The organism is Flavobacterium glucosi (assembly GCF_048286535.1).
Taxonomy (GTDB): domain Bacteria; phylum Bacteroidota; class Bacteroidia; order Flavobacteriales; family Flavobacteriaceae; genus Flavobacterium.
Genome location: NZ_JBLVPK010000003.1, coordinates 136508 through 149453 on the forward strand (window position 1 = coordinate 136508; position 12946 = coordinate 149453).

At 32.9% G+C, this 12946-nt stretch carries 13 protein-coding genes; 3 read left to right on the forward strand and 10 right to left on the reverse strand.

Features of this window, described 5'->3' with window-relative positions; translation table 11 throughout:
• Window positions 1-10: 10 nt before the first annotated feature.
• From ACNQGD_RS06450 to ACNQGD_RS06485, 8 genes are all read right to left on the reverse strand, one after another.
• Window positions 11-1714, reverse strand: coding sequence for a GMC oxidoreductase (locus ACNQGD_RS06450; RefSeq protein WP_417995180.1), 1704 nt, complete (start codon window positions 1712-1714; stop codon window positions 11-13).
• Between the two features lie 54 nt (window positions 1715-1768).
• A complete protein-coding gene (locus ACNQGD_RS06455) occupies window positions 1769-2332 on the reverse strand; it encodes a gluconate 2-dehydrogenase subunit 3 family protein (RefSeq protein ID WP_417998721.1) in 564 nt (187 codons plus the stop codon).
• Window positions 2333-2830: 498 nt separating this feature from the next.
• Entirely contained in the window at window positions 2831-4021 is a 1191-nt protein-coding gene (locus tag ACNQGD_RS06460) for an ATP-grasp domain-containing protein (RefSeq protein WP_417995178.1), read from the reverse strand.
• A 15-nt stretch (window positions 4022-4036) separates the two neighbouring features.
• Window positions 4037-4867 (reverse strand): type 1 glutamine amidotransferase, encoded by an 831-nt coding sequence (locus tag ACNQGD_RS06465; RefSeq protein ID WP_417995177.1) that lies wholly within the window; start codon window positions 4865-4867, stop codon window positions 4037-4039.
• 40 nt (window positions 4868-4907) lie between these two features.
• Window positions 4908-6014 carry a carboxylate-amine ligase gene (locus ACNQGD_RS06470; protein WP_417995176.1) on the reverse strand — a complete coding sequence of 369 codons (1107 nt, stop codon included), beginning with the start codon at window positions 6012-6014 and terminating at the stop codon, window positions 4908-4910.
• Window positions 6015-6279: 265 nt separating this feature from the next.
• On the reverse strand, window positions 6280-7227 hold the full coding sequence (locus ACNQGD_RS06475; protein WP_417995175.1) for an ATP-grasp domain-containing protein: 948 nt from the start codon (window positions 7225-7227) through the stop codon (window positions 6280-6282).
• An 18-nt stretch (window positions 7228-7245) separates the two neighbouring features.
• Window positions 7246-7959 (reverse strand): esterase family protein, encoded by a 714-nt coding sequence (locus ACNQGD_RS06480; protein WP_417995174.1) that lies wholly within the window; start codon window positions 7957-7959, stop codon window positions 7246-7248.
• Window positions 7960-8244: 285 nt separating this feature from the next.
• The gene (locus ACNQGD_RS06485; RefSeq protein ID WP_417995173.1) at window positions 8245-8643 is read right to left on the reverse strand and encodes a glyoxalase; all 399 of its coding nucleotides are present in this window, start codon (window positions 8641-8643) and stop codon (window positions 8245-8247) included.
• Between the two features lie 68 nt (window positions 8644-8711).
• Here ACNQGD_RS06485 and ACNQGD_RS06490 point away from each other — a divergent pair, with 68 nt between their 5' ends.
• Complete coding sequence (locus ACNQGD_RS06490) at window positions 8712-9095, forward strand: acyl-CoA thioesterase (RefSeq protein WP_417998722.1); 384 nt, start codon at window positions 8712-8714, stop codon at window positions 9093-9095.
• 40 nt (window positions 9096-9135) lie between these two features.
• Here the strand turns inward: ACNQGD_RS06490 and ACNQGD_RS06495 are convergent, their stop codons facing one another.
• The gene (locus ACNQGD_RS06495) at window positions 9136-10392 is read right to left on the reverse strand and encodes a mechanosensitive ion channel family protein (RefSeq protein ID WP_417995171.1); all 1257 of its coding nucleotides are present in this window, start codon (window positions 10390-10392) and stop codon (window positions 9136-9138) included.
• The gene (locus ACNQGD_RS06500; RefSeq protein WP_417995170.1) at window positions 10385-10663 is read right to left on the reverse strand and encodes a DUF3817 domain-containing protein; all 279 of its coding nucleotides are present in this window, start codon (window positions 10661-10663) and stop codon (window positions 10385-10387) included. The genes ACNQGD_RS06495 and ACNQGD_RS06500 overlap by 8 nt, the downstream gene beginning before the upstream one ends.
• A gap of 102 nt (window positions 10664-10765) precedes the next feature.
• Between ACNQGD_RS06500 and ACNQGD_RS06505 the strand changes: the two genes are divergently transcribed.
• Both ACNQGD_RS06505 and ACNQGD_RS06510 read left to right on the forward strand, forming a co-directional pair.
• Complete coding sequence (locus tag ACNQGD_RS06505; protein ID WP_417996293.1) at window positions 10766-11293, forward strand: DUF6155 family protein; 528 nt, start codon at window positions 10766-10768, stop codon at window positions 11291-11293.
• A 106-nt stretch (window positions 11294-11399) separates the two neighbouring features.
• Window positions 11400-12944, forward strand: a complete 1545-nt coding sequence (locus tag ACNQGD_RS06510) for a DEAD/DEAH box helicase (protein ID WP_417998723.1) — start codon at window positions 11400-11402, stop codon at window positions 12942-12944.
• Window positions 12945-12946 lie beyond the last annotated feature (2 nt).

Below are 12946 nucleotides of genomic sequence, written 5' to 3' on the forward strand. Positions count from 1 at the left end.
AATGATGAACCTAAATATTTCCTTTTTTTAATTCTTTTACAGCATAATCACAAGCACGAGCCGTCAAAGCCATAAACGTTAATGATGGGTTTTGACATGCGATAGATGGCATACAAGAACCATCGGTAACAAATACATTACTCACTTCGTGCAATTGATTCCATTTATTTAAAACAGAGTCTTTGGGGTCATTACCCATTCTGGCAGTACCCATTTCGTGGATAGCCATTCCAGGATAACAATCGTTATCGTAAGTTTGCACATTTTTGATTCCAGATGCTTCCAGCATTTCGGCAGCATCATTCATCATATCTTCCCGCATTTTTGCTTCATTTTCTTTGTATTCACAATCAATAGCCAAAACAGGTTGTCCCCATTTGTCTTTTTTGTTGTGATCAATGTAAACCTTGTTTTCATAATAAGGCAACATTTCTCCAAAGCCACCCAATCCCATACTCCAAGAATCAGCTGGTAATGACATGGTCGATTTAAAATTTTCACCAAAAGCTAATTCGGCAACTTCTTTATGCCATGATCCTCTGCTGGCACCTCCTTGGTAACCAAAACCTCTTAAATAATCCCGTTTATCACCACCAACGTTCTGATATCTTGGAATATAAATACCATTCGCTCTTCTTCCATACGTGTATTTATCTTCAAAACCTTCAGCAGTTCCTTCAGCACCACAACGGAAATGATGGTCCATTAAATTATGTCCCAATTGTCCGCTGGCGTTACCCATTCCATTTGGATGCGCTTCTGAAGTTGAATTTAATAAAAGGAATGTTGATCCTAAAGTGGAAGCGTTTACAAAAACAATTTTAGCATAAAACTCCATGGTTTCATTTGTTTCTGCATCAATAACCATTACACCTTTTGCTTTTTTAGTATCTTTATCATAAATGATATGATTTACAATAGAGTAAGGTCTAACTGTTAACCTATTAGTTGCCATAGCAGCCGGTAATGTAGATGATTGTGTGCTGAAATAAGCTCCAAACGGACAACCACGACTACATAAATTTCTATATTGACAACTTCCACGACCTTTATGAGGTACGGTTAAGTTAGCGGTACGCCCAATAGTTAAAATACGTGATTTGTTATAATGTTTTTCTAATCTTTCTTTAACTGACTTTTCCACACAGTTTAAATCCATTGGAGGCAAAAATTTTCCATCTGGTAGAAGAGGCCAATTTTCAGCTTGCCCGCTGATTCCAACGAATTTTTCTACATAATCATACCATTTAGTAAGGTCTTTATAGCGAATAGGCCAGTCATTTCCATGACCATCTTTGGCGTTATCTTCAAAATTATGGTCACTAAAACGGTAACTTTGACGTCCCCACATTAAGGATTTTCCGCCAACATGAAATCCACGGTACCAGTCAAAACGCTTGTCTTCTGTATATGGGCATTCTAAGTCATTAACCCACCATTTTTCAGTAGCTTCATTGTATGGATAATCTCTTGTTTGAACAGGATGTGTAGCAATTTGTTCTTGTGTCAGTTTTCCTGCGTGTTCAAATTCCCAAGGCGCTTTCATGGCAGATTCATAATCTTTAATGTGCTCAATGTTCATACCGCGCTCCAGCATCAAAACTTTCAACCCTTTTTCGGTAAGTTCTTTTGCTGCCCAACCACCACTAATTCCTGATCCTACAACAATAGCATCATAGGTATTTTCCTCTTTTAAATTGGTATTTATATTCACGAGTAGTATTTTTTATTTAATAAAATAGTTAATAACAAAAGGTTCTAATAACAACTAGTTGGTAGCCCAAGCTTTTTGTCCGGGTTTGTATTCAGCACTTCCATCGTAGCGTCCTGGAACAGGAAGGTATTCACGGGCTTGTGTACAGCCAATTTCTGAAGAATAATAGCCCAGAAGAGTCAAATCTCTTGCAATCAAAAAGAAAGAAGGTGCTTTAGCGTTTGCAATTGTTTCATCTTTTAAAGCTACCATTAATTTCTGCCGTTCATCAATTGACATCGCCAAGAAATCTTTATTGAAATCTTTCAAGCATTTTGCTTGCATATCTTTCATTCCTGAAGCAAAAATCTCTTGCATTTTTGCTGGATAACAATCTTTAATCATCATAGGAATAAAAGCGCCAAGTCCTGCTGCTTTAGCTCCTGGTGAAGATGCTGTCGTCGGTATAATGATATCGGCAAATTCAGCTAAAACTTCCTCATCCGAAGCGGAAAAAAATACTCGATTCTTCTCATTTTCAGGCAAAGTAAAACTTTCAAATAAAACGCCCATCGTAGTTGCTGAGATTGCGCTTCCCATCAAAAACGCAACGCTTTTAAGTGCTTCTCTTCTATTCATTTGTTAATTATTTAAATTGTTGATTATTCTTAAATTATTATAACTTTACAATAATAAAGAAAAAAAAAATAGCTTAGTTTTTTTTATGTTAATTTATTGAATAATTCCATTTTTTTCAAATTATTAAGGGAATCACTTTAAAAAATTCATTAAACGCTATCTGTAATCTATTATAACAATAAAAAAAATATAAATTAAAATATAAAGTAGGCGTGAAAATCTCTTTATTTGTTGTTTTTAGTTTAATTTAATCAGTTATAACTTATAAAATTTAATTGAATTTCCATTTTAGTAAATTTCAATGCGTTAATATGACATTATTACTAAAAATTAAACTTAAAAATGAATTTTAATTAGTGTACCTATATTATGGTAAAGCAACAATAATAAAAAGTGTGTAATTCCAATAAAATAAATCGGTAAATAATAATCTAAATTGGATATAAAAAAATTGATAAGTACATGTAAGAAAGTGTAAAACTTGATTTAAAAAATAATTTACCTTTCAAATAATCCAAGCGTTCCGCCAACCCAATCTTTGTCTTTATTGAATTTGACACCTATCATTTCGCCTCGGCTCAATCGTACCAAGTTGCACAATAAAGTAGGTGCATCATCCTCTTTTTTCCAAACACAGAGAACACGAACTTCGGCTTTTACTTTTCCATCAGGAGATTGCACAATAGGAAGGTAGTTTACCTTTTTTTGAAGAATGTAAAGTTCTTTTTCAACAACAGCTTCAATATCCTCTTTTGTTACATGAAAAACAACTCCTGTTCCTGAGAAGGAAAAGAGTGGTTTTAAAACATAATTTTCTAAATCTTGAGGAATTTCTTTGAGCTCACTTAATAAGGTAGTTTCGATGAAATATTTTCCTTTTAAGAAAGGTAAAATAAATTTACTGATTCTAAAAAACCAATTGGGATGTCCTGCCCATTCTACATCAAGTTCATCAGAGAAATGAAAATTTAATTTCAAATCAGTACGCAAATCCAATTCATCAAAAATAACCCGATTATAGATTCTTTTTACCAGAACTTCATTGCCTTTTTCATTTTTATAGAACAGTTGCTTGTCTTTCTTTATGAGTTCAGTAACACAAACTATCGGTATACCAATATCTTTTCTACAGTAATAAAAATCAATCTTTGTATTTTGTTTTTCGGGTTCAATTTCAAGGAGAATTACATTTTCTTTTGGATGATTGTTACATATCGCATCTTCCAAAATATCAAGATATTCCTGCGGTTCCATGTTATTGATAAATGGGGTTAACTCGGTAAGAAAAGGATAGTGATTCTTGAATTTTTCATACAAATTAATCTGATAATTGTACAAAGAAGGGAAACCTTGCACTTCAATAAGTTTGGGTATAAGTACTCCGTCTTCTTCACAAATTCCAAAATCAATTGCTAAAAAAGTAGTGTGATTATCTTCATTTGGAACTTTATGGTTAAGTTCTAATGATTTATCTGTTAAGGATTTAAAATCTTCTTTTTGAATAAAAGCTACTACTTCATTACAACCTTCAATTAATTGTTTTTTGAGCTCTTTCGAAATAAAAAAAGGGGTTTCACCTAAACGGAAAGTAGGCATATAATTAAAATCGGAAGCAATATCATCTTTAAATTCTTGATATTTATTTTCTGTAAATTGAGCATTAAATAACTCCCGATATTTTGAAATCATCTCGAAATGAATTTATTAATTAGAAAGCATTTTTTTGGTTTTCATCAAGTCATTAATAGCAGATCTTAGAAAGTTTGGAATCAAGGTTTCATTCGTTCGGTATATTTTATCATCATCTAATAAATCTTCCAGCATGTTTCTAAACTTCTTTTTCCCTTTCATAGCCCTAATTTTTTCTTTTGCCTGTTTGTTTCTTAAATGAGAGACAAAGCTAATGGGATCTGCTTCGGGATGGAATTGAGTACCTACAAAATAGTCCGTAAACCGTACCGCCATAATCGCACGTTCGTATTGTACATGATCTCTAATTTTTTCTAAAGAAATAATTTTGGCTCCTTTTTTGGCAAAAACACTAAGTTTTGGCTGTACTACTTGATAATCTCTGGAATCAATTGCGTAAAAAGGATCTGCCAGTCCTTCAAACAAAGGATCTGTAAGCCCTTCTTTAGTTTTATGAATGGTCATTATACCAAAAGAAGTATCATTTCTTCGGGTCACTGTGGCCAACCCAAAATGCAAACAAGCCATTTGAAAAGAATGACAAATGAACAGTACATGCTTTTTAACAGCATTTTCACTATTCCATTTGTTCAATGAATCAATAAAAGCATAATATTTTACATCCCAATTTCCATCTCCAATCATAGGATTTCCGGGCCCTCCAGTTGAAATATAAATATCAAACGCTTTAATATCCGGTAATTCACATTTCACACGAACATCAAATATTTCAAAACTAACTACAGGACTAAACCTGTTTACAATATCAATAATACAACGCATCCCCTGATTAGGTTCTCCTTTGTACATATCCAAAAGCGCTATTTTTATAATTTTATTCGGCATAACTATTTTTAAAAAACAATGTGCAAAGATAATTTATATTTTATAAACCCCTTGTAAATTCGCCAGTTATAAAGTCCACCACTTTAGAAAGATCACCTGTTTCCTCAAAAACAGTCAATTGTTTGTCCGCTCCGGTTCCGTTTTTTAAAATCTCATGAACATAATTTATATCCTCGCGACTTCCCAGTTCATCAACCACATCATCAATAAAATCTAACAATTCTAAGATGAGCATTTTAGTTTCTACTTCTTTTTGAAGTCCAAAATCAATCATGTTATTATCGATTCCATAACGGGCAGCACGAAATTTATTTTCCTTTATCAACGCCAATCGATAAATATTGAAACTTGTATTGTTCATGTTCAATTTGTAGAGTTTGGCCACAATTGCTTGAATAATAGCTACTATGCAAATGGTTTCATCAACGGTTAAACACATGTCACAAATCCTGAATTCTATCGTGTTATAAAACGGATGTAAACGTAAATCCCACCAAATTTTCTTTGGATTATCAATACAATTTGTTTTTACCAAAGTGTCTAAATAGTTTTCGTACGAACTTACAGAATCAAAATATTCCGGTAATCCAGTCCTTGGAAATTTGTCAAAGACTTTAGTTCTAAACGACTTATAGCCTGTTTTTCTTCCTTCCCAAAAAGGGGAATTTGTCGAAAGCGCAAATATGTGCGGTAGGAAATACGTGGCCTGATTCATCAATTGCAAGCCAATTTCGCGGTTTTCAATACCTACGTGACAATGCATTCCGAAAATTAAATTAGAACGTGCCGCATCTTGTAATTCATTAACAATATCGTGGTATCTAGGGTCATCAGTTATGGGTTGATCCTGCCATTTTGAAAAAGGATGCGTTCCAGCACCACCAACAATTAGATCTTGTTTATCCGCTAATTCAACGATTTTCGAGCGCAGAAACCGAATCTCATTTTTGGCATCATTAACACTATGGCAAATATTAGTTCCAACTTCCACTACTGATTGATGCATTTCGGACTTTACCTGCTCATTTAAAATTATTTTAGCACCATCTACAATTTTTGATAAATGCGAGCGCAAATCTCTAGTTTCAGGATCAATAATCTGATATTCTTCTTCTACACCAAGTGTGAAAACGGGTAATTTTTTCATTAATTTATTTTTTTTAGGAGCTATTTATTCCGTCAGTTCGCTTCGCTCGTGTCCGCTTTCTATTTCAATCCTTTTTGTCCTGAAAAAGTTCAGGACAAAAAAGGATTTTCACTGCAATCGGGGCTAGGGCATTTCGTAATTAATAATACTTTTATTTAAAATTACATTTACAATTCTGTGGAATGAGAAATCGCTGTTTACTGTTCTTTATAGATTGTTGAGATTCCTCGTACATCTGAATGATAAACTGAACACTAAATATTGATTATTTTTCTCCGGAGGCATCTTTTATAAAAGTTCCCCAAGTCAAATTTATCTTTGCTGGTTTTTGTTTTTTTGCGGCAGCGATAGCCATTTTTGCAGCTTCTTCCACTACCCATTCAAAGTTTTCAGCACCCACCGATGTCAATTCGGCATCAGGTGCAGGATTACCAAAATCTATAGCATACGGAATTCCGTCACGGACTGCGAATTCTACCGTATTAAAGTCATATCCTAAACCTTTACAAAGACGCAAAGTGTAGTCTTTTATAGTTGCCAATAACTTTTTATCTACTGGAGGTCCATCAATTACATAGCGCAAATGATGCGGATTTCTGGGTTCATATTGCATAATGCGAACGGCTTTACAGCCCAAACAATATACTCTGAAATACTCTGTAAAAACAATTTCTTCTTGTAGCATCATCACTAACTGTCCCGTTTCCTGATGTTTTTCCCAAAACTCTTCTTTATTTTCTAATCGGTATACATTTTTCCAACCGCCACCAGCGTATGGTTTCATGTAAGCCGGAAATCCAATGTAGTCAAAAATTCCTTCCCAATCCATTGGGTATTTTAGATTTCTAAAAGATTTTCCGCTTGTATCAGTGGGATGTTCGGCAGATGGAAGAATCACCGTGTTTGGTAACGGAACTCCGAGCGTATCTGCCAAAGCATTATTGAAAAATTTATCATCAGCACTCCACCAAAAAGGATTATTAATGACATTAGTTCCTGTTAAAGCAGCATTTTTTAAATAAGCACGATAAAAAGGAACATCTTGCGAAATTCGGTCAATAATTACTGCATATTCTCCGTCTTGATTTTGAACCACTTTATTAATAACTACAGCTTCTGCAATAATTCCTTTTTCGTTTTTTGAATTGACACGATCAATAAATGCTTGCGGAAAGGTGTCTTCCATTCCAAATAAAATTCCAATTTTTTTCATCTTGATGTGTATATAATTTTAAAAAAATTTAATTCTTGATAAATAATGTGGAAACATTTCTTTCCAAACAGGCCAATCGTGTTTTCGTTCTTGCCGAATATCCAACCAATGATGAATATTCCTGTCGCTTAGAACTTTGCTTAATTTTAGATTAGCATCAAAACAAATATCCCAATTAGAAGTTCCTAAAACGATATCCATATTCCACAATTCAGAATCATCGAGTCCGTATAAATAATCTTCCGGACTGTTGTAAAACACATCGTCATTGTGAAAACCATCCATAAAACTTTTAATGTTGAAAGCTCCGCTCATCGAGAACAGATGACTCACGTAGCCTGGATGTCGAAAAGCAAAATTGGCCGCATGATACCCGCCAAAACTGCAACCCGCCATAACAACTTTTCCTGAGGAAGTATTATTTTTTACTTTTTCAACAATTTCATGACAAATCATTTTATCGTATCTGACATGATTTTCTATGCGATGTATGGGATGAATATTTTTATTGTAAAAACTGTCTTTGTCAATACTGTCCGGGCAAAATATTTGGACTAAACCCTGATCGATGTACCATCTTGCAGAATCAATCAATCCCATATCTTTATTTTCATGGTAACTGCCCATTGAAGTGGGAAATAAAATAATAGGATATCCTGCATGACCAAAAACTAACATTTCAATATCTCTGTTAAGATTGGGTGAATGCCATTTGAAATACTCTTCCTTCATAATTTTATTTTTAACAATTATAATGAAAAAATTCGTGTAAATGACACAACTATTTATGCTTAATTACGATTTATTGTATAAAAAATTACGAATGTCAAATCATAATTAAATTGTAAAATTTGAATCAATATCATGCTGTTTTTTAAATTATAAACAACAAATCAATTCTTTTAACATATTTCCAAAACTAAAAAATCAAATAATTTCAAAAGAACAAATGGAATTCTACTAAAATTTGGAGTTCATTCCCGTTAAATTTAATAATCAAAAAAAGGGATTTTTTTTTTATTCATTTAATTCAAACAATTGGACTTGACTTTTTAGTCTTTCAATTAACATGCTCATCATTCTTTTATTTATATTAGACGAGTTTTTTATGTAAACGCCATATTCATCTTGAGTAAATAATGCGATTATCATTCCTTTTAAAACATTCCTAAACTTGATGTCTTTTTGGATAGCATTTTCTATAACTGATAATTTTCTCTCAACGGTATGGGTATAAAAATCAGCTTTGTTTTTTGCTACATAATTAAGGAATGAAGCTATGAATAAATCGTTTTGTAATTTTAAAATAGGTCTAAGTACTTCATTTTGAAATGATTCTTCGGTTGAAGATTGGGTAGTTACAGAACCTATTTTTTGTCCTCGGAATTCTTTTAAAAAAGTATCGCGTTCGTTCATGGTTTTTTCTTTAAAAATAAAGAAAATAGCCCTAAGAAAAGTTTCTTTTTGCAGATATAAATAAAATTATGCGATTTCACACTAGGAAATGGGTAAAACCAGAAGATCTAAACCCAAACGGAACTTTATTTGGAGGTAAATTATTGGCTTGGATTGATGAAGAGTTAGCTTTGTACTCCATTATCCAATTAGAAAACACCCGAATTGTTGCTAAACATATGTCTGAAATCAATTTTAGAAGTTCAGCAAAACAAGGAGATATTATAGAAATTGGAATTGAAGTTTTAAAAATTGGAAACACTTCGCTAACGCTAAAATGTGAAGCAAGAAATATGATGACACGCGAAACGATTATCATGATAGATCACACTACAATGGTAAATTTAGATGCGGAAGGAAAACTAAAAGCACATGGAAAAAAAACGATAGAATTTGTTAAAGATCGGTTGTAGTTTTTCTTAGATTTTAGGAAAGTAAAACTACAAATTGTTGTTACACTTGAAAATCATTTTCGGAGGCAGTTTCAAAAATCTCCAAATCAAAATATTTTACAGAGGCAATTATATGATCGAATATATCTGACATGATGTACTCGTAATTCTCAAATCGTTTGTCATGCGAAAAAGCGTATACTTCAAGAGGAACTCCATGTGAAGTAGATTGCAACTGACGACAAAGCATTAACATATCTTTGTTTAATCCTGGATAATGGAATAGATATTCTGTTATGTATTTTCGAAATAAACCCAAATTTGTCAAATTCCGGCCGTTAATAGCAATTGATTTATCAACTTTTTGATTAACATTATATTCGTTAATTTCTAATTTTCGGCTATCAATATAATCCGATAAAAGATGTATTTTTTTCAAGTCACTTAATTCGGCTTCTTCCAAAAATCGAATGCTGCTTGTTTTGATCAGAATGTGTCTTTTAATCCGTCTTCCGTCTGAATTCAACATTCCGCGCCAGTTTTGAAACGAATCGGAGCTTAAACTGTAGGTTGGAATTGTGGTGGTCGTATTGTCAAAATTTCGAACTTTTACTGTTGCCAGATTGATTTCAATTACATCTCCATCGGCACCAAATTTATCCATTGTAATCCAGTCGCCAATTCGAACCATATCATTTATAGATACTTGGACACTAGATACAAAACCTAAAATGGTATCTCTGAAAATCAAAATTATCACCGCAGAAACAGCTCCTAAAATGGTTAAAAGCTCTTTTTTATCGATCTCAAATAATTTTGAAATAATTAATGTAATTCCAATAACCCACAGCATAATCATGATTACCTGAATAAAACTGTCAATGGGTTTGTCGCTATATCTTGGTTTCAGCTTTAAATAATCCCTTAAAGCATTAAAAATAGTACGGATAATCCATAAAACTAAAATTATAATATAGATTCCAACCAATTTTCCGAAAAAACCTTCCCAATATTCAAATCGGTCTAAAATTATTGGAACTGATTTGTAAATAAACAATAGTGGAATTAAGTGTGCGATGTATTTGGCCGTTTTGTTGGTTACAAGTAAATCATCAAATTTGGTTTTGGTTTTTTGGGCAATAACGGCCATAATAGTAACCAAAACAAGTCTAAAAATTACGTATATGACATACGACAGTACACACAAAACAATAATGTTCAACACCAAGCTAAAATAAGAAGCCAGACTGCTTCCTAAGCCCCATTTTCTGAATACGGGATATAGAAAAGTGAATATTTTTTCTATGAGTTTATACATTTCGTAAGTATTTCTTTTCTATGTAAAAAGTACCAAAAGGAGGAATTGACGCGATACAAATGATAAAATACTTTTTGAAACCCCACTTTTCACTAAACTTTAAAATTGTTGCCAAAATAATGTAGGCAGTAAATAACACGCCGTGAGCCATCCCAATGTGTTTGACATAAATGGGATCATTAAAAATGTATTTCATTGGCATAGCAAAGAAAAATAACAATAAGGCGGATATACCTTCTACTATTGCTGTAACCTTAAAAATCTTAAGCATTTATTTTTTTTTAAGTAATAATTGACAAAATTAAGTATTATCATTGATTTACGGAGCATTCATTCCTAAAGTAAATTACTTTTGTATTCTTAAACTTTGATAATGAGCAAACGCGATTTAAAAAAATACTTAGCAGAACTTAATAAGGAGCAACTCGAAGAGCAGATTATCGAATTGTACGAGAAATTTATTCCTGTAAAAGTTTATTATAATTTTGTTTTTAATCCAAAGGAAGAAACTCTTTTACAGGAATGCAAACTCAAAATTTCGAATGAATATTACCCTTTAAAAAAAGCAGGAAGACGCAGTAAACCAAAAATGAGGCGTTCTGTTGCTCAAAAATACATTAAGCATTTTACACTTTTGGGCGTAGATCCATTCATAATTGCTGATGTGATGCTTTACAATATTGAAATTGCACAAACATTCTCTTCGGAACACATTATAAAACAGGACTTATTTTTTAAAAGTATGTTTAATTCCTTCGAACAAGCCGTAATTTTCTTGATTGCAAATGGGATATTAAATAACTTCAAAGCAAGGATAATAGGAATTCATAACGAAACCATAACACAGAAATGGTATAACGAACCTGAATTTGATGCGATTATAGAGCGATTTGAATATTAAGTTGTTTCATAATTCAATTTTATTTAATCAATCGATTTTTTTTTAATTAAAATTGACAATTAAACTGTTTTTTAGGCGTATTTTTGCAAAAATCCAACAATAAGCAATGTCCCAAAACACTTTAGAAATAGAAATCGAAGACAAAAAAGAACTTTATGCGTACCAAAAAGGCGACATTGACGCCATATTTGAACGCATCGATAATGCACCGCCACAACATCATTTGTTATACCAATTGCCTACTGGTGGTGGGAAAACAGTAGTGTTTTCAGAAATCGTACGCCGTTATCTATCACAACACGATAAAAAAGTAGTTGTCTTAACACACCGAATTGAGTTGTGTAAGCAAACTTCAAAAATGTTGAAGGGTTTTGACGTAAAAAACAAAATCATCAACAGTAAAGTTAAAGAACTTCCGGATCAAAACGATTACTCTTGTTTTGTTGCCATGGTGGAAACTTTGAAAAACCGTATCAATGACGAAAAATTACATTTAGATAATGTAGGATTGGTAATCATTGATGAGGCGCATTACAATTCCTTCAGAAAATTATTAAGCTCATTCAAAAATGCCTTTATACTAGGAGTTACCGCAACCCCTTTAAGTTCGAATATTAAATTACCAATGCATGAAAGCTACGATGAATTAATTGTAGGAGACACCATTAGTTCTTTGATCGCTAATGGCTTTTTAGCCAAAGCAATTACCTATAGTTATGATGTGGGTTTGACTTCCTTAAAAGTAGGTATCAATGGGGATTATACTGTTAAATCATCGGATGATTTATACACCAATATGGCCATGCAAGAGAAATTATTGCATGCGTATACCGAGAAATCGTTAGGCAAGAAAACCTTGATTTTCAACAACGGTATCAATACCTCTTTATATGTATATGAAACCTTTAGAGAAGCCGGTTATGCGATTCGTCATTTGGACAACACCAGTAATAACGAAGAAAGAAAAGATATTTTACATTGGTTCAAGCATACACCAGATGCAATTCTAACATCGGTTGGGATTCTTACCACTGGTTTTGATGAACCTACCGTGGAAACGATTATTCTAAATAGAGCGACAAAATCTTTGACACTTTATTATCAAATGATTGGTCGTGGTTCCAGGAAACTACCTAATAAAGATATTTTTAATGTTATCGATTTAGGAAATAATGCAGCACGATTTGGATTGTGGAGTGAACCGGTAAACTGGCAACACATCTTTAAATCACCAGAGTTTTACTTGGAAAATTTACGAGATGATACGGAAATTGAATTGTATTTCAAATACAGCATGCCACCGGAATTACGAGCAAAATTCAGCAAAACAGAAGTCGTGACTTTTGATGTCGATGAAGAACATAAACTCATCATCAAACTAAATTTGCGTTCCAAAGAAGTACTGGATAAATCATTAGAACAGCACGCCGCCATGTGTGTGGATAATTCGGAGACGTTACAAGAAGCTAAAATATTAGGAAAACTGTTAGATGACGATATTGATTGTCGCATCAAACGCTATTCAAAATGTTTGAGTCAATGTAGTAAAAATTACCGCGAGTGGCTTGTTGACGATTACAAATTAAAACTGGTATTGTTAACCGGGAAAAAATATCGCGAGAAAATCATGAATGAACCGGATGAAGATTAATA